25 protein-coding genes are annotated in these 24,540 nt (G+C 69.3%); 16 read left to right on the top strand and 9 right to left on the bottom strand.

Features of this window, described 5'->3' with window-relative positions; all coding sequences use genetic code 11:
• Positions 1-69 precede the first annotated feature (69 nt).
• Complete coding sequence (locus AC1VNX_RS32420) at positions 70-1,461, bottom strand: chloride channel protein (RefSeq protein WP_483161614.1); 1,392 nt, start codon at positions 1,459-1,461, stop codon at positions 70-72.
• A 108-nt stretch (positions 1,462-1,569) separates the two neighbouring features.
• On the opposite strand from AC1VNX_RS32420, the gene ssb reads away from it, so the two are divergent.
• Complete coding sequence (gene ssb, locus AC1VNX_RS32415) at positions 1,570-2,115, top strand: single-stranded DNA-binding protein (RefSeq protein ID WP_301503724.1); 546 nt, start codon at positions 1,570-1,572, stop codon at positions 2,113-2,115.
• A gap of 60 nt (positions 2,116-2,175) precedes the next feature.
• Here ssb and AC1VNX_RS32410 read toward each other — a convergent pair whose 3' ends face one another.
• Both AC1VNX_RS32410 and AC1VNX_RS32405 read right to left on the bottom strand, forming a co-directional pair.
• A complete protein-coding gene (locus AC1VNX_RS32410; RefSeq protein ID WP_483161613.1) occupies positions 2,176-2,826 on the bottom strand; it encodes a hypothetical protein in 651 nt (216 codons plus the stop codon).
• Positions 2,827-2,885: 59 nt separating this feature from the next.
• Positions 2,886-3,191, bottom strand: coding sequence for a phage integrase family protein (locus AC1VNX_RS32405; protein WP_483161612.1), 306 nt, complete (start codon positions 3,189-3,191; stop codon positions 2,886-2,888).
• 272 nt (positions 3,192-3,463) lie between these two features.
• Between AC1VNX_RS32405 and AC1VNX_RS32400 the strand changes: the two genes are divergently transcribed.
• The 6 genes from AC1VNX_RS32400 to AC1VNX_RS32375 all read left to right on the top strand — a co-directional run bounded on the left by AC1VNX_RS32400 (position 3,464) and on the right by AC1VNX_RS32375 (position 11,118).
• Positions 3,464-4,471, top strand: a complete 1,008-nt coding sequence (locus AC1VNX_RS32400; RefSeq protein WP_483161611.1) for a LysR family transcriptional regulator — start codon at positions 3,464-3,466, stop codon at positions 4,469-4,471.
• 158 nt (positions 4,472-4,629) lie between these two features.
• Positions 4,630-6,177: an AMP-binding protein gene (locus AC1VNX_RS32395; protein WP_483161610.1), complete on the top strand. Its 1,548-nt coding sequence runs from the start codon at positions 4,630-4,632 to the stop codon at positions 6,175-6,177.
• A 1-nt stretch (position 6,178) separates the two neighbouring features.
• Entirely contained in the window at positions 6,179-7,402 is a 1,224-nt protein-coding gene (locus AC1VNX_RS32390) for an acyl-CoA dehydrogenase family protein (RefSeq protein WP_483161609.1), read from the top strand.
• Positions 7,403-7,465: 63 nt separating this feature from the next.
• On the top strand, positions 7,466-8,452 hold the full coding sequence (locus tag AC1VNX_RS32385; RefSeq protein ID WP_483161608.1) for a Bug family tripartite tricarboxylate transporter substrate binding protein: 987 nt from the start codon (positions 7,466-7,468) through the stop codon (positions 8,450-8,452).
• Between the two features lie 67 nt (positions 8,453-8,519).
• On the top strand, positions 8,520-9,227 hold the full coding sequence (locus tag AC1VNX_RS32380) for a response regulator transcription factor (RefSeq protein ID WP_483161607.1): 708 nt from the start codon (positions 8,520-8,522) through the stop codon (positions 9,225-9,227).
• 61 nt (positions 9,228-9,288) lie between these two features.
• The gene (locus AC1VNX_RS32375; RefSeq protein WP_483161606.1) at positions 9,289-11,118 is read left to right on the top strand and encodes an ATP-binding response regulator; all 1,830 of its coding nucleotides are present in this window, start codon (positions 9,289-9,291) and stop codon (positions 11,116-11,118) included.
• Between the two features lie 61 nt (positions 11,119-11,179).
• Here the strand turns inward: AC1VNX_RS32375 and gntR are convergent, their stop codons facing one another.
• On the bottom strand, positions 11,180-12,211 hold the full coding sequence (gene gntR, locus AC1VNX_RS32370) for an HTH-type transcriptional regulator GntR (RefSeq protein WP_483161605.1): 1,032 nt from the start codon (positions 12,209-12,211) through the stop codon (positions 11,180-11,182).
• 218 nt (positions 12,212-12,429) lie between these two features.
• Between gntR and AC1VNX_RS32365 the strand changes: the two genes are divergently transcribed.
• The 3 genes from AC1VNX_RS32365 to AC1VNX_RS32355 are packed head-to-tail and all read left to right on the top strand — an operon-like array spanning position 12,430 to position 16,437.
• Entirely contained in the window at positions 12,430-13,782 is a 1,353-nt protein-coding gene (locus AC1VNX_RS32365) for a GntP family permease (RefSeq protein WP_483161604.1), read from the top strand.
• 11 nt (positions 13,783-13,793) lie between these two features.
• Entirely contained in the window at positions 13,794-15,353 is a 1,560-nt protein-coding gene (gntK, locus tag AC1VNX_RS32360) for a gluconokinase (protein WP_483161603.1), read from the top strand.
• A 52-nt stretch (positions 15,354-15,405) separates the two neighbouring features.
• A complete protein-coding gene (locus AC1VNX_RS32355) occupies positions 15,406-16,437 on the top strand; it encodes a helix-turn-helix domain-containing protein (RefSeq protein ID WP_483161602.1) in 1,032 nt (343 codons plus the stop codon).
• A gap of 27 nt (positions 16,438-16,464) precedes the next feature.
• Here AC1VNX_RS32355 and AC1VNX_RS32350 read toward each other — a convergent pair whose 3' ends face one another.
• Positions 16,465-16,863, bottom strand: a complete 399-nt coding sequence (locus AC1VNX_RS32350; RefSeq protein ID WP_483161601.1) for a GFA family protein — start codon at positions 16,861-16,863, stop codon at positions 16,465-16,467.
• Between the two features lie 14 nt (positions 16,864-16,877).
• Positions 16,878-17,591, bottom strand: a complete 714-nt coding sequence (locus AC1VNX_RS32345) for a YebC/PmpR family DNA-binding transcriptional regulator (protein WP_483161600.1) — start codon at positions 17,589-17,591, stop codon at positions 16,878-16,880.
• Positions 17,592-17,723: 132 nt separating this feature from the next.
• On the opposite strand from AC1VNX_RS32345, the gene AC1VNX_RS32340 reads away from it, so the two are divergent.
• Positions 17,724-19,430 carry a M14 family zinc carboxypeptidase gene (locus tag AC1VNX_RS32340; protein ID WP_483161599.1) on the top strand — a complete coding sequence of 569 codons (1,707 nt, stop codon included), beginning with the start codon at positions 17,724-17,726 and terminating at the stop codon, positions 19,428-19,430.
• A gap of 7 nt (positions 19,431-19,437) precedes the next feature.
• Here the strand turns inward: AC1VNX_RS32340 and AC1VNX_RS32335 are convergent, their stop codons facing one another.
• Complete coding sequence (locus AC1VNX_RS32335) at positions 19,438-19,734, bottom strand: LysR substrate-binding domain-containing protein (RefSeq protein WP_483162057.1); 297 nt, start codon at positions 19,732-19,734, stop codon at positions 19,438-19,440.
• A gap of 129 nt (positions 19,735-19,863) precedes the next feature.
• Between AC1VNX_RS32335 and AC1VNX_RS32330 the strand changes: the two genes are divergently transcribed.
• The 4 genes from AC1VNX_RS32330 to AC1VNX_RS32315 are packed head-to-tail and all read left to right on the top strand — an operon-like array spanning position 19,864 to position 22,662.
• A complete protein-coding gene (locus AC1VNX_RS32330) occupies positions 19,864-20,655 on the top strand; it encodes an isocitrate lyase/PEP mutase family protein (RefSeq protein ID WP_483161598.1) in 792 nt (263 codons plus the stop codon).
• 42 nt (positions 20,656-20,697) lie between these two features.
• Positions 20,698-21,447 (top strand): energy-coupling factor ABC transporter ATP-binding protein, encoded by a 750-nt coding sequence (locus AC1VNX_RS32325; RefSeq protein WP_483161597.1) that lies wholly within the window; start codon positions 20,698-20,700, stop codon positions 21,445-21,447.
• Entirely contained in the window at positions 21,440-22,033 is a 594-nt protein-coding gene (locus tag AC1VNX_RS32320) for a CbiQ family ECF transporter T component (RefSeq protein WP_483161596.1), read from the top strand. The genes AC1VNX_RS32325 and AC1VNX_RS32320 overlap by 8 nt, the downstream gene beginning before the upstream one ends.
• A 35-nt stretch (positions 22,034-22,068) precedes the next feature.
• The gene (locus tag AC1VNX_RS32315) at positions 22,069-22,662 is read left to right on the top strand and encodes a biotin transporter BioY (RefSeq protein ID WP_126022274.1); all 594 of its coding nucleotides are present in this window, start codon (positions 22,069-22,071) and stop codon (positions 22,660-22,662) included.
• Between the two features lie 8 nt (positions 22,663-22,670).
• Here the strand turns inward: AC1VNX_RS32315 and AC1VNX_RS32310 are convergent, their stop codons facing one another.
• A complete protein-coding gene (locus AC1VNX_RS32310; protein ID WP_483161595.1) occupies positions 22,671-23,156 on the bottom strand; it encodes a DUF6314 family protein in 486 nt (161 codons plus the stop codon).
• 187 nt (positions 23,157-23,343) lie between these two features.
• On the opposite strand from AC1VNX_RS32310, the gene AC1VNX_RS32305 reads away from it, so the two are divergent.
• Positions 23,344-23,724: a helicase SNF2 gene (locus AC1VNX_RS32305; protein ID WP_184640134.1), complete on the top strand. Its 381-nt coding sequence runs from the start codon at positions 23,344-23,346 to the stop codon at positions 23,722-23,724.
• A gap of 77 nt (positions 23,725-23,801) precedes the next feature.
• Here AC1VNX_RS32305 and AC1VNX_RS32300 read toward each other — a convergent pair whose 3' ends face one another.
• Positions 23,802-24,458 (bottom strand): hypothetical protein, encoded by a 657-nt coding sequence (locus AC1VNX_RS32300; RefSeq protein ID WP_483161594.1) that lies wholly within the window; start codon positions 24,456-24,458, stop codon positions 23,802-23,804.
• Positions 24,459-24,540: the final 82 nt, after the last annotated feature.

The raw sequence follows: 24,540 nt of genomic DNA, 5'->3' as shown, positions 1-24,540 counted from the left end.
GCGGTGGCTTTTGAATTCAAGGGAGGCGATCGTCCGAGGGCAACCGGACATGATAGACCGCCGACGATTTCATGGCGAGCCGGAGGGAACCGGCGGTTCGGACTTCGGGGGTTCTGCCGCCGGCGGGTGCACCGCTTCGGTGCTGGCGGAGGTGCTGATCGCCCGTCCCACCATGTGCTCGGCCAGCGTGTCGTACAGCGGCCGGCTGATCATGCGCGAGACCAGGCTGGCCAGCATCGCGGCGGCCATCAGGCTCAGCACCATCGAGTGGCCGTCGACCATTTCCATCACGATGATGAAGGCGGTCAGCGGCGCCTGCGTCACCGCCGCGAGGAAGCCGGCCATGCCCATGGCGATGAGCGCCGGCCCCTGCTCGCTGGCGGCCAGCCGGGCCACCGCGTCGCCGATGCCCGCGCCGATCGACAGCGAGGGCGCGAAGATCCCGCCCGGCACACCGCACCACGCCGTGAGCCAGGTGGCGATGAACTTCAGCACGGTGTACAGCGGCGTGAGCTCGTCGTGGCCCTGCAGCATCTGCTTGACCGCCTCCGAGCCCGCGCCGAAGGTGACGCCGCCCGTGGCCAGCCCGATGACGGCCACGGCCAGTCCGCCGATGGCCGCGAAGCGCACCGGGAAGCGCGCGCGCCAGCGGTTGAAGCGCCCGGCGGTGCTCGTGAGAGACGCGATCAGCAGCCGCGCGAAGAGGCCGCCCGCGGCACCACTCAGCAGCGTGACCAGCAGGCCGGGTCCGAGCACGTCCCAGCCCAGACGGGGCACGCGGATCACGCCGAAATAGCTGACGTTGCCGAAGGCGGACACCGCCACCAGGCCCGCCAGCACGATGGCCGTGATGATCAGTCCGCTGGAGCGCGCCTCGAGCCGGCCCGACAGCTCCTCGATGGCGAACACCACGCCCGCCAGCGGCGCATTGAAGGCCGCCGCGATTCCGGCCGCGCCGCCGGCCACCAGCAGCGCGCGCCCGTCGATGGACGTGTTGGGCGACAGCCAGCGCCGCGCGTGCTGCATCACGCCCGCCGCCACCTGCACCGAAGGCCCCTCGCGCCCGATCGACAGGCCGGCCGCGAAGCCCGCCACGCCCAGCCCGATCTTGGCGACCGTCAGCCGCAGCGAGGCGAACACGAAGCGCCGCTCGCCGGGCAGGGCAGGGTGCAGCGCGGCCTTGATCTGTGGAATGCCCGAGCCGCCCGCGCCCGGAAAGAAGCGCAGCGTGAACCAGACGATGCCGGCCGTGATCAGCGGCGTGGTCAGCAGCACCGCCCAGGGCCAGGCGCGGTAGAAGCGGTTGAACTGGCCGAAGACCCAGTCGCTGGCCAGCGTGAAGCCCACCACGAAGAGGCCCGCCGCGACGGCGTAGCCCAGCACGATCGCGCGGTCGAGCCAGACGCGCCCGCTGGACAGCTCGGCGCGCAGATGCTCGAAAAAGTCAGGTTCCCGGTTCATCGCAAGGGCCCATTCTGGCACCGAGGGGGAAAGAGACCGGTCGCCTTGGGGCACAATCGAGGGTTCTTCTCAACCTTCTCCTCCATCTACTTATCAGGGGCAGTGCATATGGCATCGGTCAATAAAGTCATCGTCGTCGGCAATCTGGGGCGCGACCCCGAGATGCGTACATTCCCGAGCGGCGACCAGGTCGCGAACGTCACCGTGGCCACCACCGATCGCTGGAAGGACAAGCAAAGCGGCGAAATGCGCGAGGCCACCGAGTGGCACCGCATCGTCTTCAACGGCCGCCTGGCCGAAATCGCCGGCCAGTACCTGCGCAAGGGCTCGCAGGTGTATGTCGAAGGAAGCCTGCGCACGCGCAAGTGGACCGACAAGGACGGCATCGAAAAGTACACCACCGAGATCCGCGCCGACCAGATGCAGATGCTGGGCAGCCGCCAGGGCCAGGGTGGTCCGTCGGGTCCCGGCGATGACGACGGCGGCTACGGCGGTGGCGGCGGCTACTCGCAAGGCGGCGGTGGTGGTGGCGGTGGCGGCTACGCCCCGCGCGCACCCGCGGCCGCACCGCGTGCTCCGGCGCCGGCTCCGCGCCAGGCTCCAGCCAAGTCGTCGTCTGGCTTCGACGACATGGATGACGACATTCCCTTCTGAAGCCGGTCTTTCCGGTTCGTGATTGAAGGGCCTGCTCTTTCGAGGGCAGGCCCTTCGCACTTATTGCGGCCTGCCCAGCGTCGCCAGCCTCTTCCTGGCCGCCTGCAGAAGCCCGCCGCGTTCGACGGGCAGTGCCGCCTTGGTGTCCCCGAGCGCGACGATCTCGTGCACGGTGCTTGCGGAAAGCTTCGGGGCCAGCGGATCGCGCGGCGACATCCCGTTGAGCCGGGCAAGCGGAATGACGTGCACCTTCAGATGCCGTCCCATGGACTTCGACAGCTTCTGGCAGGCCGCCGCCATGGTGGCCTCGTCGGGCACCAGCTGGCCGTGCGCGACCAGTAGCTCGATGGTGCCTTGCGCGTCCTCGCCAAGCACGAAGGCGCGCACGACGGAGTCCTTGAACTTGGAGCGCAGCATGGAGCGGATCGGCTCCGCCGCGGCGAAGGATCGCAGCGCGATGCTGCGCAGCTGGTCGTGGAAGACGAAGGAACGGTCGATCTGGATGGTCTCGGGCTGCTCGGCCTTCGCGGCCTGACGCTTCACGATGCCGCTGCTGACCAGATGCCCGACGGTGGCCGTGGCTTCAGGTTCCGCCAACTTGGCGCGCCGCGCGAGTTCGGCGGTCGGGAACTGCTCATCGGCTGGCGCCGCATACAAGACCGTGAGCAGCTTCTGTACTTCGGGAGAAAAAAGAAAATCCGCGGCGCTCATCCTTGCCTTGTTGCTGCTGACACGAAGCCCGCATTATCCGAGCCGCACTCCGCCGCAGCCTAGGCGTCGGCGCACGACGACGACCGCGCCCGCGCGTGTTCGCGCAGGCCGCGCAGGTTCACCTCCATGCCCGTGCTCTGCTGCTGCTCGTGCAGCCATTGCACGACGCGCTCGGCGCGCCTCACGCCGATGCCCCGCACCGGATACCACCAGGTCAGGCCGGCATCGTTGATGCGTTGCGTCAGCTGTTCCAGCGTGCCGAAGCCGGCTTGCGCGAGCCTTTCGGACAGCAGCGGGTCGAACCAGGCGGCGACGCTGTCGTGCGCCTGGGGCGCATCTGCGCGGGATTGAAGAAGGGTGTCCATGGTGTCTCCAGGCGCGAAACGGAAAGAGCGGTGGCCCGCGATGATTCCGCGCGTGATGTGGGTCGGATCGGCTGTGCTTTGCATGGGGCATGCCAGTGCGCCTGCGCGTTGATCCACAAGAGATTTCCCGATCCGCCGATCGGGCGATGTAGTCGATCCAGACAAATGCTGTGTCTGATTTTCAAACACATGTCTGGCGACCGATCAGGGTTTGCCAGACCCGCGAGCCCGTTGCCCGAGCCGTTGCGGCTGCGCGAGGCATAGTAGCCAGCATGGACCTGCGCACCCTCCGCTATTTCATCGCCGTGCTCGAAGCCGGCAGCCTTTCCCGCGCGGCCGGGGCGCTCTACGTGGCGCAGCCGGCACTCACGGCGCAGATCAAGAAGCTGGAAAGCGAGCTCGGCGTGCAGCTCTTCGAGCGCTCGCATGCCGGCGTCACGCCCACCTCGGCCGGGCTGCGGCTCTACGACGATGCCCGCCGCCTGCTGAGCGACGCCGACGCCATGCGCGAGCGCATCCAGCGCCTGCCGCAGGGGCCCGAGGGCTCGGTCACGCTGGCCATTCCCTTCCTGCTCGCCTCGCTGCTGATGGGGCCGGTGCTGGCCGCGCTCAAGGAGTCGCACCCGCGCGTGCGCGTCTTCGTGCTCGACGGCCTGAGCCTGACGGTGTGCAAGGCCGTGCTCGAGCGGCGCGCCGACGTGGGCATCCTTGTCGACACGCCGCCTCTCGAAGGCCTGCGCTGCCGGCCGATGGCGCAGGAGGGCATGTACTTCTGCGGACGCGATGCCGATGGCCACGTCGCCCGGCTGCTGCGCCCGGCGCCCGCGGGCCGGCGGCGTTCCGCGACGAAGGCGGACGCCGGGGCCGTGGCGTCTGCTTATCCGCTGATCGACCTTGCCGATGCCGCGGCGCAGCCGCTGGTGCTGCAGTCGCGCCGCTTCGCAATCCGGCAGGCGGTGGAGGGCGCGGCGAGCGCTCGCGGCGTGCCGCTGAACATCGTCCACGAGCACGACTCCGCGCGCGTGATCCGTTCGCTGTATCTCAATGGCGCCGGCTTCACCTTCGTGCCGGCCTGCGCGCTGAACGACAGCCCGGCGCCGCGCGAAGGCTGGCTGGTCGCGCGCGTGGTGAACCCGGAGCTCTCGCGCGCATACACGCTGGTCACTGCCGAGCGGCCGCTCGATGCCGTCACGCAGGTGGTGGTGGATGCGCTGACATCCGAGGCGCAGAGCCTGATCAGGCAGCGCAAATGGATGGCCGAGTGGATGATGCGCGGCTGAGCGCACGCCAAAGCACGCCGGGCCATCAATTCCGTTGATGGCCGCGGATCAGCAAACAGTATTTCTCCTGCGGCACCGCTTCTGGAACAGTGCCGTGAACCGCAAAGGGCGGCACCCAGGAGACAAGCATCAATCCCCCATCCATTTCCCCAAGGCGCGTGGTCGCCAATGTCGGTGCACTCGTGGCGCGCAGCGCGCGTGCCAACGGCCGGCGCGTCGCGGTGATGAGCCCCGCGCGCACCCTCAGCTACGCCGAGCTGGAACGGCGCAGCAACCGGCTCGCCAATGCGCTGCTGGGCCTCGGCCTGTCGCGCGGCGACCGCGTGGGCATCTACCTGGCCAACTGCGCAGAGATCGTCGAGATCGAGCTCGCCTGCTACAAGGCCGGCCTGGTGAAGGCGCCGTTCAACTCGCGCCTCTCGCCGAGCGAGGTGGGCGAGATCGCCGCCAACAGCGAGGCCGCAATCATCGTCACCACCCGCGAGCGCGCCGAGAGCTTCCGCGCGCACATCCGCGGCGAGATGCCCCGCCTGCTGCTGCTCGACGGCGACGCCGCCACCGGCTACGAGACCGCGCTGGCCCGCGCCAGCGACGCCTTCACGCCGGTGGAGGTGCATGCCGACGAGCTCGCGGTGCTGCACTACACCTCGGGCTCATCGGGCGTGCTGAAGGCCGCGATGCAGACTTTCGGCAACCGGCTCGCGCAGCTGCGCAAGTTCCTGATCCGCTCCGAGGGCATGCACGAAGGGCACATCCTCGGCCTGGTGGGGCCGGTCACGCACGCCTCGGGCATGCAGATCGTGCCGGCGCTGTGCAGCGGCGTGACGATCCGCCTGTTCTCGGGCTTCGAGCCGGCGCGCTTCATCGCCGACATGCGCGCCGACCGCGTGACGCACACCTTCATGGTCCCGACCATGATCAACATGCTGCTGGGCGAGCTCGAAGGACAGTACCGCCCGCTGCCCGACCTGCAGCGCCTGGGCTATGGCGCAGCGCCGATGGCGCCCGCGCGCATCCTCAAGGCCATGGACGTGTTCGGCCCCGTGCTCTCGCAGGGCTACGGCGCGGGCGAGACCACCTCGGGCGTGTGCGCGCTGACCACGCACGACCACCTCCATGCCCGCGCGGCGCGGCCCGAGCGCCTGGCTTCGTGCGGGCGTCCATTGCTCGAATGCGATGTCCGCATCCTCGACGACGAGGGCCAGCCCGTGGCCACCGGCGAGATCGGCGAGATCGTGGTCGGCGGCGAGGACATCTTCGCCGGCTACTGGCGCGCGCCAGAGCTCACGGCCGAGGTGCTGAAGAACGGCCGCTACCACACGGGCGACCTCGCGCGCATGGACGAGGAGGGCTACGTCTACATCGTCGACCGCAAGAAGGACATGGTCATCAGCGGCGGCTTCAACGTCTATCCCTCCGAGGTCGAGGCGGTGCTGTTCCAGCACGACGCGGTGCAGGAAGCCTGCGTGTTCGGGATTCCCGACGACAAGTGGGGCGAGTCGGTGGCGGCGCACGTGGTGCTCAAGCCCGGCCGCGCGGCGGAAGGCACGGCCATCGACGCCTTCTGCGGCGAGCGGCTGGCGGGATTCAAGCGCCCGCGCCACATCGAGTTCGTGGCTGCGCTGCCGAAGAACCCCAACGGCAAGGTGATGCGCAAGGCCGTGCAGGCGCCGTACTGGGCAGGCCAGGAGAGGATGGTGAACTGAGATGGATGCGACCACGACCACACCCACCACCCACATGGCACCGATCTTCGCGGGCCCCTTCGAGGGCTCGGAGCGCGCAGCCGAGGTCATCGGGCGCGTGCAGGCTTTTCTCGACGGCGAGCTGGCCGACCTCGCGCGCGAGCACGACGTCGACAGCGAGCGCGGCGCACCCCGCGAGCTGCTGCAGCGCGTGTGGAAGCGTTCGCGCGAACTCGGCTTCTACGGCATGACGCTGCCCGAGAAGATGGGCGGCATGGGCCTGTCGGTGCTCGACCACGCGCTCATCAAGGAAGCGATCTACGCCACCGGCTCGCCCTTCGCGCCGCATGTGTTCGGCGAGCTGAGCGGCCCGCCGCGCGTGGGCGCGCTCGCGCGCTTCGCGACGCCGTGGCAGATGCGGAACTTCATCGTGCCGGTGGCCGAGGCCGAGAAGGCCATCTGCTTCGCGCTGACCGAAGAGCAGGCCGGCTCCGACGCTGGCGCCGTGCAGACCCACGCGGTGCGCGACGGCGACGATTACATCGTCAACGGCCGCAAGCGCTTCATCTCCGGCGCGCCTTTTGCCGACTTCGCTGTGCTGGTGGCTTCCACCGCCGCCGATCCGGCGCAGCGCGAGGTGTCGGCCTTCTTCGTCGACCTGAAGGCGCCGGGCGTGCGCGTGGAGTCGGGCTACAAGACCATGGCCGGGCAGTCGGGCACGGGCAACATCGTGTTCGAGAACGCCCGCGTGCCGGCCGCCAACCTGATCGGCGAGCAGGGCCGGGGCCTGGCGCTGGCGCTGGGCCGCATCACCGTCAACCGGCTGCTGCACTGCCCGGCGATGGTGGGGCTGGCGCAGGTGGCGCTGCGCGATGCGCGCGACTACGCGCTGCAGCGCAGGCAGTTCGGCCGCGCCATCGGACAGTTCCAGGCCATCCAGCACATGCTGGCCGACATGGCGACCGAACTGGCGGCGGCGCGCGCGCTGATGATCAACACCGCGCGCCAGATCGACGCCGGCTCGGACGCACGCGCCGAGGCCTCGATGGCCAAGCTGTTCTGCTCCGAGACCGCCTTCCGCGTGGCCGACCGCGCGGTGCAGATCCACGGCGGCGAAGGCATCGTGCAGGGCCGCCGCGTGGAGTTCCTCTTCCGGCTGCTGCGCATGTACCGCGTGCTCACCGGCACCAGCGAGATCCAGCGCAACACCATCGCCAAGGAACTGCTGGCATCCGAGGCGGGTTGAGAGCGCCTTCCGCGTTCCGAAGCAAAGAAGCAGACAAAGAGACAAGAGACAGGAGACAAGACAATGACCGATCCGCATCGCCGCAAGGTGCTGGGGCAAGCCTTGGCCGCCTTGCTGCTGCCCCTTGGCACAGGCCTCGCGCGAGCCGAGGAGGCCTACCCCGGGCGTCCCATCAAGTGGGTGCTGCCCTACCTGGCCGGCACCGGCCCCGACATCACCGCGCGCATCCTCGCGGAGGCCGTGGCGCCGGTCATCGGCCAGCCGGTGGTGATCGAGAACAAGGCCGGCGCGGCCGGCAACATCGGCGCGCGCATCGTCGCCAAGGCGCCGGCGGACGGCTACACCTGGATCTACTCGGCAGCGCCCATGGCCGCCAACATGCGCATGTACCGCAACCCGGGCTACGACGCGCTGAAGGACTTCCGCCATGTGATGCGGCTGGCCAGCTCCGACGTGGTGCTGGTGGTGAACGCCAGCTCCGACATCCGCAGCCTGGCCGACCTCGTGGCAAAGGCCAAGGCGCGCCCCGGGCAGCTGGCCTATGCCTCTGGCGGCGTGGGCACGCCTTCGCACCTGGGCGTGGAGATGCTGCTCTCGGCCGAGAACGTCACCGCGCTGCATGCACCTTACAAGGGCGCATCGGAGCTGGTCAACGCGGTGCTGGGCGATCAGGTCGTGTTCGGCATGCCGATCTTCAGCGTGGCCTATCCGCAGATCCTTGCCGGCAAGCTGCGCGCGCTGGCTGTGGCGGGTGCGAAGCGCAACCCCGTGCTGCCGCAGGTGCCCACGCTGGCGGAGCTGGATGTGAAGGGGGTGGAGCTCACCTCGTGGGGCGGCATCTCTGTTCCGGCGAGCACGCCCGATGCCGTCGTGCAGCGCATCCGCTCGGCCTTCGAGAAGGCGCTGGCGCAGCCCAGGGTGGTCGCGGCGCTGCAGGAGCAGGGCGGCAGGGTCGATATGCAGGACGGTTCGACCTACACCACCGGCTTCACTAAAGAGATGGTATTCACCGAGGCCATGATGAAGAGGGTGGGGCTGGAGCCGCTCTGAGCCTGCCGGGCGCGGCCATGACTTTGGGCACTTACGGTGCCCCGCAGGCGGCCCATAGCATCCGGGGATGACAGAGACCGGCAGGCCCGCATCCCCGACGCAGGAGACACCGCAAAACCCCGCAAGGCCACGCGCCATCCTGGTCGTGGACGATCACGACCTCGTGCGCATGGGCGTGTGCGCGCTGCTGGAGGCCAACGTGTCGGCGACACCCATCGAGGTGCTCGAGGCCGGCAGTCTCGCGGAAGCGATCGCCGTCTACGAAGACAACCAGGACGCGGTCGAGCTGGTGCTGCTCGACCTGGCCCTGCCCGACACGCAGGGCCTGAGCGGCCTCATGGAATTCCGCTCGCGCTATCCCGCGGCGCGCATCGTGGTGCTCTCGGGCACCGGCACCACCTCGCTTGCACAGGACACGCTCGCGCAGGGGGCGATGACCCTGGGCGCCTTCGCGTACCTGCCGAAGTCCGCCACGCTGCGCGAAGTCGTGAGCTTCATCCGCGCCTGCGGCCTGCTGGGCGGCGACGCGGTGAACTACCAGCCCCCCGCCATGCCCGCGCCGGCCGACCCCGTGGCGCCATCGTCCAGCAACGCACGGCACAAGCTCACGAAGCGGCAGCTGCAGATGCTCAACTGGCTGCTGGAGGGAAAGAGCAACCACGAGATCGCCCTGCTGGCCGAGATCAGCGAGGGCACGGTCAAGAACTATGTCGCGGGCATCCTGCTGCAGTTCGGCATGCGCTCACGCGCGCAGTTGATCAGCAGCCTGCGCTGAGCCGAGCCCTGCCGCGGCAGGCAACGGGGCTCCATGAAGACCCCGAAGGGAGACAAGGGAAATGAAGAAGAAAACCGATCCGGCCACAGGGCGGCTGCCCGTCGACGCCGCGCTCGAACTCCGGGTGCTGCGCGAGCACGTCGCCTCGCTGTACGCGGGCCACACCACGGCCATCGTCGCGCACATGGGCTTCGCCATCGGCATCGGGTGTTTCGGCTACTTCTTCGTCGATGCGGCCTTCAGGCTGCTGATCGTGGCGCTGATCACCGCTATCGTGCTGGTGGACCTCTACGCCATCGTCACGCCGCGCTGGACGCCGCAGGCGCCTCTGTCGGAAACGCCGGCATGGGCGAGGAAGTACACGCGCATCGTCACCGCCGTCAGCACCGTGACCGCGCCCAGCAGCCTCTTCCTCGTGAGCATCCAGGATTCGATGCTGACCACCTTCGTCACGGTGGTCATCATGGGCAGCTGGACCCGCGCCGTGCAGGCCCGCTGGCCGCTGCGCCCCGCGATGTTCGGCTACGGCATTCCGATGATGAGCGGGCTCATCATCTCGCTGGCCTGGTACGGTGGCGCGCTCAACTGGTTTTTGGCCGGCTTCGCCTTCGTCAACCTGGTGCTGACGCTGAGCGAGGGCGTCAAGCAGAACAAGCGGCTCACGGCCACGCTGATCCTGCAGTTCGAGAACGAAGCGCTCGCGGCCCAGCTGCGCGAGCAGATCGCCGCCACCGAGCGCGCCAGCGCCGAGAAGACCCACTTCCTGGCTGCGGCCAGCCACGACCTGCGCCAGCCCATGCATGCCATCGCGCTCTTCGGCGCCGCTTTGGGCAACACGCTGCGCCACCGGCCCGAGGTGAGGAACGTCGAGCGGCTGATGCGCGCGGTGAATGCGCTGGGCGCCTCGCTGGACACCATGCTCGACATCTCCCGCCTGGACGCCGGCGTGGTGCAGCCCGTGCCGCACGCGCTGGCGCTCGACGAGCTGCTGCTGCCGCTGCACAACACCTTCTCCGTGCAGGCCGAACGCAAGCGGCTGCAGCTGCGCGTGCGCGCCAGCGGCCTGTGGGTGCGCAGCGACCCGCAGCTGCTGTACCGAATGCTCTCCAACCTCGTCGACAACGCGCTGAAGTACACCCGCCAGGGCGGCGTGACGGTGGTTGCGCGCAGGCGCGCAGAGCAGGTTTGGATCGAGGTGCGCGACACCGGCATCGGCATCGCCGCCGAACAGGCGGAACGGATCTTCGAAGAGTTCTACCAGGTGAACAACCCGGGGCGCGATCGCTCGCGCGGCCTGGGCATCGGCCTGTCGATCGTGCGCCGCCTCGGCCGCCTGCTCGATCACCAGGTCGAGCTGCGCTCGCGCCCCGGACGCGGCTCGCGCTTCCGTCTCACGGTGCCGCTGGCCGAGCCCTCGGAGGCATCGCAGGACAGCCTTCCGCTGCAGGAGCTCGAATCGCCCGTGCGCCACTTCTTCCAGGTGCCGGAGCTCGGCGGGCGCGTGCTGCTGATCGACGACGAGGAAGACATCCGCGAGGCGATGACCGAGCTCATGCGCGCCTACGGCATCGACGTGGTGGCGGTGGCCGACGAGGCCGAGGCGGTGGAAGTGCTCATGCAGCCCGATGCGGATGTGAACCCCGTGGCATTGCTGATGTGCGACTACCGCCTGGGCGAGGGCGCCGACGGGCTGCAGGTCGGGCTGCGGCTGCGCGAGCGCTTCCGGCTCGATGCGCCCCTGCTGCTGGTCACCGGCGAGACCGCGCCGGAGCGTCTGCAGCGCGTGCGCGAGTGTGGCGTGCCCGTGCTGTTCAAGCCGGTCAGCGCGGCCACGCTGATGCAGGCCATCGTCGAGCTCGTGCATGTGGATGCGCACGTGGAAGGCGCCTGAGTTCGCCACGAAGCCGGCGGACTGACCGGCACTGGCATTCCTGGGTGCGCCTCTGGCTGCCTCAGCTGCTCTGGCGCACGACCAGCTCGAAGCCCAGGTCCATCGTCCGCTCGGCCACCGTCTCCCCGCGCATCAGCGCCAGCAGCATCGCGGCCGCGCGCTCGCCGATCTCGCGGCGCGGGGTGCGCACGGTGGTCAGCGGCGGCAGCATCTGGTCGCTGCCGCCAAGATCGTTGAAGCCTGCGATCGCCACGCGCCCTGGCACTTCGACACCGGTGCGCAGCGCGGCGAGCAGCCCGCCCTGGGCGAGGTCGTCGTTGCAATAGAAGATGGCGTCCACGTCCGGGTGGCGTGCCAGCAGGTCCTCGAACTGGCGGCCGCCCAGCGCCATGGAAGTCGGCCCCGGCACCAGCAGTTCGAGTGCCGGGTCGTGGCAGCCCGCCGCGCGCAGCGCCTCGCGATAGCCTTCCAGGCGCAGCATCACGCGCGGATCGAGCTGGCCGGCGGCGTACGCGATGCGCCGGCGGCCGCCCTGCAGCAGGTGCTCGACGATGGCGCGGCCCGCATCCTGCTGCGAGAACCCCACGCTGTGCACGCCGGGCGCGTCGGAGGTTTCCATCAGGTACACGCAGGGCGCCTTGCTCTGCGCGAGCATCCGCGCGGCGGCCGCGCTGCGGTCGAAGCCCGACAGCAGCACGCCCGCCGGCCGCTGCGAGAGGTAGCTGCGCAGCAGCGCCTCTTCCTGTGCCGGGTCGTAGTGCGTCACGCCGATGAGCGACTGGAAGCCGTGCGGCGACAGCGCGTCCTGCACCGCTTCGAGCAGCTCCACGAAGAGCTGGTTGGTCAGCGAAGGAATCAGCACCGCCACGTGGGAACTGCGCGCCGAGGCCAGCGCGCGCGCCGCCACGTTGGGCACGTAGCCGAGCTGGTCGACTGCCGCCTGCACGCGGGCCTGCAGCTCCGGCGCGACGTTGCGCGCGCCGCGCAGCGCCCGCGACACGGTGATCGGACTCACCCCGCAGGCGCGTGCCACGTCGTCGAGGGTGACCTGGCTGGAAGAGCGGGAGCGCGGGCGGTCGGGGGTGTCGGCCATGGTCGGGCGTGTCTCAGGGTTAATACCAATCCGGATTTGGATAGCGCTGTCCTAGGATAGCGCTATCCCAGCCCCTGGCCGATTCGGAAAAACCCGAGCGCCCACCAGAGCGGGCTTTTTTTGAATCGCGCAGGATAGCGCTATCCCAAAGCTGTCCAGCCCACCGGGCCACCGCCTTGCCTTGTTTTTCGCAAAGGCCCGGATTCAGGAGACAACCCATGTTCGGAATGAGCCAAGAGATCTTCCTGCTCGTCGACGCCCTGGTGGCGATCCTCGGGCTGATCCTTCTGATCACGCGCTGGCGCGTGCACCCCTTCATCGCGCTGACGCTGGCCGCGGGCTTCCTGGGCCTGACCTCCGGCATGCCGGTGGACAAGGTGATGAAGTCCTTCCAGGACGGCTTCGGCGGCGTGCTGGGCTTCGTGGGCATCGTGCTCGGCCTGGGCACCATGCTCGGCAAGATGATGGCGGAGTCCGGCGGCGCCGACCGCATCGCGCGCACGCTGATCGACGCCTTCGGCCGCGAGCGCGTGCACTGGGCGATGATGTTCGCGGCCTTCCTGGTCGGCATCCCGCTGTTCTTCGAGATCGGCTTCGTGCTGCTGATCCCGCTGGTGTTCATCGTGGCGCGGCGCACCGGCGTGTCGCTCATCCGCATCGGCATCCCGCTGCTTGCGGGCCTGTCGGTGGTGCACGGCCTGGTGCCGCCGCATCCGGGGCCGCTGCTGGCCATCGGCGTGTTCAACGCCGACATCGGCAAGACCATCTTCTACGGCCTGATCGTCGGCCTGCCCACCGCGATGATCGCGGGCCCGATCTTCGGCAAGTTCATCTCGAAGTACGTGCCGGGCGAGGCCTCGCCCGAGCTGATGGAGCAGCTGGCGCGCGAGCCCGAGGCGCGCGAGCTGCCCGGCTTCGGCATCACGCTCGTCACCGTGCTGCTGCCGGTGGCGCTGATGCTGCTGAAGACCTTCGCCGACGTGGCGCTGGACGAGAAGAACATCGTGCGCCAGTGGATGGACTTCATCGGCCACCCGATCACCGCGCTGCTGGCGGCGCTGCTGCTGTCGCTCTACACCTTCGGCACCGCGCGCGGCTTCACCTCGAAGCAGATCATGAAGTTCGTCGACGACAGCCTCGCGCCCACCGCGGCCATCGTGCTGATCATCGGCGCGGGCGGCGGCTTCAAGCAGATGCTGGTGGCCAGCGGCGTGGGCAACGCGATCGGGCAGATGGCGCTGCATGCGCAGGTCTCGCCGATCCTGCTGGCCTGGCTGGTGGCGGGGCTGATCCGCATCGCCACCGGCTCGGCCACGGTCGCCACCATCACCGGCGCGGGCATCGTCGCGCCGCTGGCGACCATGGTGCCGGGCGTGAACCGCGAGCTGCTGGTGCTGGCCACCGGCGCGGGATCGCTGATCCTCTCGCACGTCAACGACGCGGGCTTCTGGCTGGTGAAGCAGTACTTCAACATGACCGTGGCCGAGACCTTCAAGACCTGGACAGTGATGGAAACGCTGATCTCGGTCGTGGCCATCGTCTTCATCATGCTGCTGAACATGGTCGTCTGAGGAGAAAAGACATGGGCCGCATCGTCATCGGCGTCGACATCGGAACCACCAGCACGAAGGCCGTTGCCTTCACACCCGCCGGTCGCGTGCTGGCGCACGACACGGTCGAATATCCGCTGCTGCAGCCCGAAGCCGGGGCCGCCGAGCAGGACCCGGGGCAGATCTTCGAGGCCGTGCTCTCGGTCATCGCCAGCTGCGTGAAGCAGAGCAAGGCCGCGCCCGCCGACGTGCTCGCGGTGTCCTTCAGCGCGGCGATGCACAGCCTGATCCTGGTCGACGACGCGGGCGCGCCGCTGACGCACAGCATCACCTGGGCCGACCACCGGGCGTCGGCGTGGGCCGTGCGAATCCGCGACGAATGGGACGGCCTCGCGATCTACCGCCGCACGGGCACCCCGATCCATCCGATGTCGCCGCTCGCCAAGCTGGTGTGGCTGCGCCATGAGCGCGCCGACCTGTTCGCGCGTGCCGCGCGCTTCGTCGGCATCAAGGAGTACGTGTTCTTCCGGCTCTTCGGCCAGTGGCAGGTCGACCATTCGATCGCCTCCGCCACCGGGCTCTTCGACATCGAGCGGCTCGACTGGGACGAAGCCGCGCTCGCGCTTGCCGGCGTGCGCGCCGAACAGCTCTCGCGCCCTGTGCCGACCACCTGGCACGTCGAGGGTCTCGCCCCCGACGTGGCCGCGCGGCTGGGCCTGGCGCGCGACACGCCCTTCGTCATCGGCGCGAACGACGGCGTGCTCTCCAACCTCGGCGTGAACGCAATGGCTCCCGGCGAGGTGGCCGTGACCATCGGCACCAGCGGCGCGATGCGCACCGTGGTCGACCACCCCATGACCGACCCCGAGGGCCGCACTTTCTGCTACGCGCTCGCCGAGCGGCGCTGGGTGGTGGGCGGTCCGGTGAACAACGGCGGCATCATCCTGCGCTGGGTGCGCGACGAGTTCGCCTCGGCCGAGGCCGAGACCGCCAAGCGCCTGGGCATCGACACCTACGAGGTGCTCACGCGCATCGCCGAGCGGGTTTCGGCCGGCTCGGAAGGGCTGGTGTTCCATCCCTTCCTCACCGGCGAGCGCGCCCCTTACTGGAACGCCGACCTGCGCGGCTCCTTCTTCGGGCTGGGCATCCACCATCGCAAGGAGCACATGATCCGCGCGGTGCTCGAGGGCGTGATCTTCAACCTGCACAGCATCCTGCCGGCGGTCGAATCCATCGCCGGGCGCAGTGCTCGCATCAAGGCCACCGGCGGCTTCGCGCGCTCGGGCATGTGGCGCCAGATGATGGCCGACGTGTTCGAGCGCGAGGTGGTCGTGCCCGAGAGCTTCGAGAGCTCGTGCCTCGGCGCCGCGGTGCTCGGGCTCTACGCGCTGGGCCATGTCGACTCGCTCGACGCGGTCGCGGGCATGGTCGGCGCCACACATCGCCACACGCCCAATGCCAAGAACGCCGCGCTCTACCGGCAGTTGCTGCCGGTGTACCTCTCGCTGCCACGCAAGCTCGGCGAGGAATACAGGCTGCTTGCCGCGTTCCAGCAGCAGACGGCGGTACCACCGCCGCAGCGGCGAAGCTGACGGCCTGCCGGTCGTCGTTGTCCATCGGAGATTTGCTGAAGGAAAACCGGTCTTGCCGAACACGATGACACCCGCTTCCGTTCCCCATGCGTATCCGCATCCGCATCCGCGTGCGAAAGCCGCGCGGCCCTCGTCGCCAGTGCGGCGGCATGGCTCGCGCGGCATCGAGGCGAGCGCATGGCGCAAGCCGGCGTCCCCCGCGCCGGCCCGCGCCGGGGAAACGGGCGACATCTGCGCCACGGTCCGGTGCGAGCCGGCCTCCGGGCCCGCGTCCCACGCGAGCGCAACGCGCTGCATGCACGACCACGAGCTGCACCTGATCGGCGCCGCGCCCGCACGCCTGCGCATCGGCAGCGGCGGGGACGAAGAGGTGCACAGCTTCGCACCCGGCACCGTCGTGCTGCTTGGTCCACGGCTGCCGCGCAGCCTCGCGTTCGAGCATCGCGCGCTGCCGGCCGGTGGCACCTCGGACGGATTGGTGCTGCGCTTCGGCGACGAGCCGCTCAAGCGCGGCATGGCGCTCTTCCCGGAGCTCGCCGATGCCGGGCCGCTGCTGGCCCGGGCGCGGTTGGGCGTGCGGTTCGTCGGCCTGGAAGCCGGCACGATCGCGCGCCTGCACCGCATCGAGGCGTCGAGCGGGCTCGCGCGCTTCGCCGAATTCGCCGCGCTGCTGAACGAACTCGCGCAGTGGAGCGACTACCGCGTGCTCTCCGGCGTTGCCCTGGCCGGCGAAGGCCTGGGCGAAGATGCCCGCGCGCTGCGCATGCACAAGGCGATCGACCACATCCGCGACAACTACGCCGAAGACATGTCGCTGGCCGAGGTGGGCGCGGTCGTGGGCATGCGCGAGAACGCCTTCTCGCGCAGCTTCCGCCGCACCACCGGGCAGACCTTCACCGACTTCGTGATCGGCCTGCGCGTGGCCAGGGCCTGCCGGCTGCTGGCAACGACGCGCCAGCATGTGAGCAGCATCTGCTACGAGGTGGGTTTCAACAACGTCTCGAACTTCAACCGGCACTTCCGTCGGATCGAGGGAATGACACCGGGAGAATTCCGCGCCCGCCAGCCGCGAACCGCCGGCTGAAGCCCGGCCGGCATCCTCTCGCCGCGCTCAGCTTTCGCCGGCGTGGCCCTGGTGCTGCGGCAGGTCGTCGGTGATGGTGAACCACGGCGCCTTGGAGCCCACGAAGATGTGCGCGCCCGGGCGGATGGAAGGCGCGTCGACCAGCGTGCCCAGCGTGACGTGCACATACTGCCCGTCGCGCACCACCGAGCACAGCAGCGAACCGCATTTCGCGCAGTGCAGGTCGCCCGCGTCGGGCTCGCCGTAGACCGTGATGCCGTCTCCGCCCTGCGTGATGGCGAACTTGCTTCGCTCGATGCCCGCGAAGGGCTTGAAGGCCGAGCCGGTCGCGCGCCGGCAGTCGGCGCAGTGGCAGTTGAGCGAATAGATGAATTCGTCCGCCACCGCGTAGTGAACGGCGCCGCACAGGCACCTGCCGGAAAGCATGTGCGGCATGGGGCTCAGCCCGCCAGCCCCACGTACACGTTCTGCACGTCGTCGTTTGCGTCGATGGCCGCGAGGAAGGTTTCGACTTCCTCCAGCGCTTCGGCGCTCAGGCTCGCCGGATCGACGGGGTTCTTGGGCTTGTAGCCCAGCTTGGCCGACAGCACGGTGAAGCCTTGCGCGGGCAGGGCGCGGCTCACGAGGTCGAGGTCGGTGGGGTCGGTGAGGAAGACGGCGGGGTGCTCCTCGCCGGCCGGTTCGAAGTCCTGCGCGCCGGCTTCGATGGCGGCCACTTCGGGGTCGGCGTCGGGCCTCGCGGGTTCGGCCTCGATCATGCCGACGTGGTCGAAGTCCCACGACACCGAGCCCGAGGTACCGAGCTGGCCCTTGCGGAACAGCACCCGCATTTCAGGCGCGGTGCGGTTCACGTTGTCGGTGAGGCATTCGACCATCACAGCCACGCGGTGCGGCGCGAAGCCTTCATAGATGACATGCTCGTAGTGGACGGACTCGCCCGTCAGGCCGGCGCCTTTCTTGATGGCGCGGTCGAGCGTGTCCTTGGGCATCGAGACCTTGCGGGCCTGCTCCACCACCAGCCGCAGTCGCGCGTTGGAGGCCGGGTCGGCGCCGCCGCGCGCGGCCACCAGGATTTCCTTGACGAGCTTGCCGAACAGCCGGCCCTTGGCGTTGGCCGCGATGTCCTTGTGCTTGGCTTTCCATTGGGCGCCCATGTGCGTTTCCTTGAATGATTGAACTTGTGTTTGTGTGTTGTCTGTCGCCTGCGGCCTCGTTCAGGCCGCTCGGCTGCCCGCAGGGAGAAGGGCCGGATGACCGATTGGGGCGACTACTGTAGCCTTGTTCCCATGAGCGCTCCACAAGACACCTCCCGCGTCACACCCTTCGAGGCGGGCAACGGCAACCAGACCGCCACCTGGGCCGAATGCATCGCCTTCTACGAGCGGCTGGCCAGGGATTTTCCCGGCGTGCTGCGCTGGGGCGAGATCGGTATCTCGGACACCGGCGTTCCGATCCACGCAGGCGTGGTCACCGCCGATGGCGTGTTCGACCGCGAGACGCTCAAGCGGCAGGGCCGGCCGGTGTTTTTCAACAACAACGGCATCCATCCCGGCGAGCCGGAGGGCATCGACACCTGCATGGCGCTGGTGCGCGACTTCTGCACGCAGCCCGACCGGCTGGCGGCGCTGGGCAGCACGGTGTTCCTCTTCATCCCGGTCTACAACGTGGACGGCTGCATCGACCGGCAGAGCACTTCGCGCGTCAACCAGCTCGGGCCCGAATCCTTCGGCTTCCGAGGCAACGGCCGGCACCTGGACCTGAACCGCGACTTCATCAAGTGCGACAGCCTCGCGGCGCAGGTGTTCAACCGCTTCTTCACCGCCTGGGACCCGGACGTGATGGTCGACACCCACACCTCCAACGGCGCGGACTACAGCTACACCATGACGCTGATCCCGACCCAGCCCGACAAGCTCGGCGGCGGGCTCGGCGCCTACCTGCGCGAGAACATGCTGCCCGCGGTCTACGCCGGCATGGAGCGGCGCGGCTGGCCCACCTGCCCGTACATGAACCTGCTGGCCGAAACGCCCGACGACGGCATCGAGGACTTCCTCGACACACCGCGCTTTTCCACCGGCTACGCCGCGCTGCACCACACCATCGGCTTCATGCCCGAGACGCACATGCTCAAGCCCTTCGCCGACCGCGTGGCCTCGATGCGGGCGCTGGTCGAGACGGTGCTGGAGTTCAGCATCGCGAACGCGGCGCGCATCCAGGAGCTGCGCCGCGAAGCGAAGGCCGAAGCCGCACGGCAGGCGCGCTGGCCGCTGACATGGCGCAACGACCGCAGCCGTCCCGCCAGCCTGCGCTTCAAGGGTTACCGTGCAGTGCGCACGCCCAGCCTGCTGGGCAGCTACGAGCGCCTGGCCTACGACCGCAGCCAGCCGTGGGAAAAGGACATCGTCCATTTCGACCGCTGCATCGAGGAGGCGTCGGTCGCCGCGCCCCGCGCCTACCTCGTGCCGCAGGCATGGCGCGAGGCGATAGAGCGGCTGGAGTGGAACGGCGTCGAGCTGAAGCGGCTCGCGCAAGACCAGCTCTTCGACGCGGCGCGCGTGTACCGCATCCGCGATGTGACTTCGCGCCCCGGTGCCTACGAAGGCCACATGTTCCACGACGAGGTGCTGCTGTCCGAAGGCACCGAGCCCTTCCAGGCGCGCGCGGGCGACGTTCTCGTTTCGCTGGACCAGCCGCGCGCCCGCTACGTGGTCGAGACGCTGGAGCCGCTGGCGCACGACAGCTTCTTCCGCTGGGGCTTCTTCAACAGCGTGCTGGAGAAGAAGGAGAACTTCTCGGACTACGTCTTCGAAGACACGGCGTCGCGCATGCTGGAGGAAGAGCCCGGGCTAAGGCAGCGCTTCGAGCAGTGGAAGGCCGGGAACCCCGCCCTGCTGTCCGACCCGAAGGCGGTGCTGGGCTTCATCTTCACGCACGGGCGGCGCCATGCGGAGGCAGGGTGGCGGCGCTATCCGGTGGTCGCGCTGATGCGATAGCAGCGGCTCAGTCCGCAGGCCGGAACCCCGGCAGTGCATGCATGCGCCGCCGCAGCGCCTCGACGAAGGCCGTGACACGCGCCGGCCGGTACAGCCCCGGCGGCAGCGCGACGTGCACGCCGATGGGCTCCAGCCACCAGTTGGGCAGCACGCGCTTCAGGCGGCCGGCCTGCATGTCCTCGTGGCACATCCACGGCGCCGCCGCGCCGATGCCCGCGCCGTTGAGGATCGCGCGGTAGCTCGCGAGCAGGCTGTCGGTGCGGATGGGCGTGGCCGGCGTTCTACGTGGGCTACGGCGTGAAATGAAATAGCAGTTTTTTCCAAGCCGGCGCGGCGCGCCGTTCCTAAGCTGCAGTCATTCCTCAATCAACTTGCCGAACGGATGACCATGCGAGCCAGCGACACACAGCAGAAAACAGAGACATTCCACCAATTGCACGAGGGCCCCGCGCCGCTGGTGCTCGTCAACGCATGGGACGCCGTCAGCGCCCGAGTCGTGGAGCGCGCCGGGGCCAAGGCCATCGGCACCACCAGCGCGGGCATGGCCTGGTCGCTGGGCTACGCGGACGGCGAGCGCATGCCGGTTGGCGAACTGCTCGCGGCCTGCGCGCGCATCTGCCGCGTGGCGGGCGTGCCGGTGAGCGTGGACATCGAGAGCGGCTTCGGCGACAGCGCGCAGGCGGTGCGCGAAGTTGTGGCCGAACTGATCGGCATGGGCGCGGCCGGCATCAACATCGAGGACGGCGCCCGGCCCGGCACGCGTGAGCTGGCGCCGCCCGAGGTGCTCAGCGAGCGCATCGCCGCCGTCCGCGAGCTGGATGCGCGTTTCTTCGTCAATGCGCGCACCGACGTGTACTTCGTGCCATGGGACGACCCTGTCGCGCGCTTCGAGGAGGCGCTGCGCCGGGCGAAGCTGTACGCGGCTGCGGGCGCGGACGGCATCTTCGTGCCGGGCATGTCCGACCCTGACGAGATCGCGCGGCTGTCGGGCGCGCTGGGCCTGCCGCTGAACGTGTACGCGGGCTATGCGGATGCGCCGTCGGCCGATGCCTTCGCGAAGGCCGGCGCGCGGCGCATCAGCCTTGGCTGCGGGCCGCTGCAGTCGGCGCTGGGGCTGGTGAGCCGCATCGCCGCCGAGGCCTTCGGGCAGGGCCGCTTCGGCACGATGGGCGAAGGGATGCTGTCGGTCGGCGAGCTCAACGCGCTCTTTCCCGCTGCGGCCTGAGCCCCGTGCCGCCAGGGCGGCTTCGGGTACAGTGGGCGCCCCTTGCCGCAGCCCAGCCCGTCCGAAACCGCTTCTTCGCACAGCATCCGCCTCGATGCGGTGACGCTGGTGCGCGGCAGTCACCAGGTGTTCGAGGGGCTGACGCTCAGCCTTCAGGAGGCGCGCATCGGCCTTGTCGGTGACAACGGCGCGGGCAAGAGCAGCCTGTTCCGTCTCATCAGCGGGCTCGACCAGCCCGAGCGGGGGCGAGTGGTGGTGCACGGCTGCGACACGCAGGCCGACCGCGGCCAACTCGCGAAGCACGTTGGGCTGATGTTCCAGAACCCCGACGACCAGATCATTTTTCCGACCGTGGCCGAGGAGCTGGCCTTCAGCCTCACGGCGCGCGGCGAGACGCGTCAGGCGGCACGCCGGCAGGCGCGCGATTTCCTCGCGCGGCGCGGGCTCGAAGCCTGGGCCGGGCGCGCGGTGAGCGAGCTGAGCCAGGGCCAGCGCCAGCAGGTGTGCCTGCTGGCATTGCAGATCAGCGAGCCCGCCACGCTGCTGCTCGACGAGCCCTTCGCCAGCCTCGACCTGCTGAGCCAGGCGCGCCTGGCCGCACAGCTGGAAGAGAGTGACCACCAGATCCTCGTGTCCACGCACCTGCTGGAGCATGTCTACGACTTCGAGCGCGTGCTGTGGCTGGAACAGGGCAAGGTGCTCGCCGACGGACCGGGCCGCGAGATCTGCGAGGCCTATGCGGAGAACGTGCGCCAGCGTGCGGCGCTGGAGCGGGGCCGTCGCGATGCGTAGCCTCTACTCGGAACAGCCGACCTGGCTGCATGCGATCGCGGCCTGGGTGAAGCTCGCGGTGCTTTCGGTGTGCGGAACGCTGCTGGTGCTGGTCGAGCGGCCTGCCTATCTGGCGGTGGCCTGCGCGGCAGTGCTGCTGGCATTTGCCTCGCTCGGGCGGCCGGCATGGCGGCGCGTGCGGATGCTGCTCGGCGTGGCCATCGCGGGCGGGCTGATCGTCGGCTTCCACTGGGCGATGGGCACCACCCTGCTTGGCGTGGCGAGTGCGCTGCGTCTGGCCAGCGCGGCCACGCTCGCGCTGATGCTCACGCTGACCACGCGCTTCGAGGACCTGCTGGCGGTGCTCGAAGCGGTGCTGCATCCGCTGCAGCGCCTGGGCGTGCCCACGGAGCGGATCGCGCTCGGCCTTGGCCTGATGCTGCGCTTCGCCGAAAATTTCTATGTGCAGTGGCAGCGCCTCGATGACGCCTACCGCGCGCGCTCGGGCCATGGCGGCGGGCTGCGGCTGCTGGCGCCGCTGACCATCCGCACGCTGCAGACGGCGGAGCGCGTGGCCGATGCGCTGGCCGCGCGGCTGGGTCGCTGACCTTTTTTGTTTTCTTCTTCTCGATTGCCATCGCCATGACCACCACTTCAGGCTCCCTCGCTTCCTCCCGTTCGCTGGCGTACATCGCGCTGTTCGCGGCGCTGATGGCAGTGTTCGGCCTGATCCCCAAGATCGACCTGCCCTTCGGCGTGCCGATCACGCTGCAGTCGCTGGGCGTGATGCTCGCCGGTTGCCTGCTCGGGCCGCGCCGGGGCTTCCTGGCCATCGCGCTGTTCCTGCTGGCGGTGGCGCTGGGCCTGCCGCTGCTGCCCGGCGGCCGTGGCGGCTTGAGCGTGTTCGTGGCGCCGGCCGGCGGCTTCCTGTTCGGCTGGATGTTCGGCGCCTTCGCCTGCGGCCTGCTGATGCGCCTGGCCGTGCGTCGCATCGGCGGCGCGACGGGCCTTCCGTTGCTGGCGGCGGCGTTTCTCTCGGCGCTGGTCGGCGGGATCGGCGTGGTCTACGCCTTCGGCATCGTCGGGCTCTCGCTGATCGCGCACATGTCGCTGTCGCAGGCTGCGCTGGCGATGCTGGTGTTCATTCCGGGCGACCTCATCAAGTGCGGCATCTGCGCGATGCTCGTGCAGACGGTGATGCGTGGCATGCCGGGCTGGCGGCTGGACCGCGACTGAGCCTTTTTTCAGGCCCCGCCGCCGCGCGTGAAGACGGTGGCCGAGAGGTAGTCCTTGCGCGGGCCCTGCACCACGTGGCGGATGGTGAAGGAGCCGTCGGGCAGGAAGCGGTAGCTGCTGTCGTAGGTGTCGGGCGTGCACAGGTGCGTGGCCGAACCGGCGAGCGCATCGCCGTCGTGCACGATGGCGATGGCATGGAAGAGGCGCGGCGGCGTCTCGGCGAAATGCACCTCGAAGCCGCCTGGAGCGCGTTCGAAGATGTATTCGCGGTGCCCGTCGAACTCCTTGCCGTCGGCCAGGCGGATGCGGCCTTCCTCGCGGTACTTCAGCATTCCCGCGGCTTCCAGCGGCGTGAAGGTGGCAACGCCGCTCATGGTGGCCTGGCCCTCGATGGTGCGCTGCAGGCTCCATTCGCCCGCCAGCCCGTCGAACACGGTCTCGGGGCTGCCCCAGGGGGACGCAATCGGTGAAAGGGCGGGGGCCGGGTCGCTCATGCGGGGACTCTACGACAGGCGGTGATCTGCCTTCCTGGCGGTTGATTGTTTCCATGGTGTGAACACCGTGGTTCCATTGTCTAAGGGTTTTTACTTAGATAACGGCGCACAATTCTTCCCATGGACCAGCCCTTCAGCTGATCCAGACCAAGAAACAAGAACCGAACCAATTGAAGGACCAATCCAAATGACCGCCTCGAAGCTTCTCTCCGCCGTTTCCCTCGCCCTGCTGGCCGCCGCCGGCGTTGCCCACGCCGAAACCTATGAAGGCGTGCATCAGCTGACCTCGGCCGCCAGCCGCGCCGATGTCGCCGGCCAGGCCGTGGTCGCCGCGCACAGCGCCAACCCGTACGCCACCGGTGCCAACGCCGGCCCGGCCCAAGCGATCGTCTCGACGGCCAGCCGCTCCGCCGTTCGCGCCGAAGCCGTGGCCGCCGCCCGCAGCGGTGACCCGTACGCCGAAGGCGCTTCGTCCGGCGTGGCCCCGATCGTGGCCAGCTCGGTGGATCGCGCCGCGGTTCGCGCCGCAGCCCGCGCTGCCGCCCACGGCGACGCACTGCCGCTGTAATCCGCTGCAGAGCTGAAGACAGACAGAAGGCCGGGCCATGCGGAATGCATGGCCCGGCCTTTTTGCGTCCAACCGGATCAGCGCGCGGGCAGCAGCCGCAGCGCGGCGGTAAGGACGGGCACGCCGGTGTCGTCAGTCGCGTCGCGCAGCTCGACCGACCACTGTGGGGCATCGGACCCGACGTTCGCGCGCAGTTCGCAGGCGTAGAGCACCCGGCCGTCACGCGTTTCCTCGCGCGAAGCGATGGCCTCGCAGCAGCATTCACCGGCCGAATCGACGGTGCGGTGCAGCATCAGGCGCGCGGCGATGCGCTCCGGCGCCACCGTGCGCTCGCCTTCCTGCGCAGCGGGCACCGTCGCGCGCAGGCGCAGCTCCAGCGGCTCGCCGACGCGGAAGCCTTCCCCGCGCTCCAGCGACATGTTCTCCAGCGCCACCCGCACCCGGCGGCGCTCGCGCAGCCGCGTGACGACGGCCATCACGGCGAGCACCGAGAAGACGCCGAAGAACGGCAGCCCCACCAGCATCCAGAGCCAATGCCAGCCGCCGGCCAGTGACCAGCGCATCGCCTGCAGGCCGAACACCGCCATGAAGACCAGCACCGCGAGCGCGACCAGCCATGCGAGCCAGTCGGCCGCCGGCTTCGGCGCGCGCTCCGTGGCCTGCGGCATGGCGGAGGTCCACACGGTGGGCAGCTGCGCGTCGAACTGCGGGGCTGGAGGGTGGTGCTGGGGCATGAAGAGCCGCAGAGCATAGCCAGTCGCGCAGCGCAGGCCGTCCGGCCGAGCAGCCTTCGCCTAAAGGCGCATTGCCTTGCCC

This window comes from Variovorax sp. TLI9-5A (genome assembly GCF_056867935.1).
Note: the sequence above shows the minus strand (reverse complement) of the source record. Positions and strands in the feature narration are given on the sequence as shown.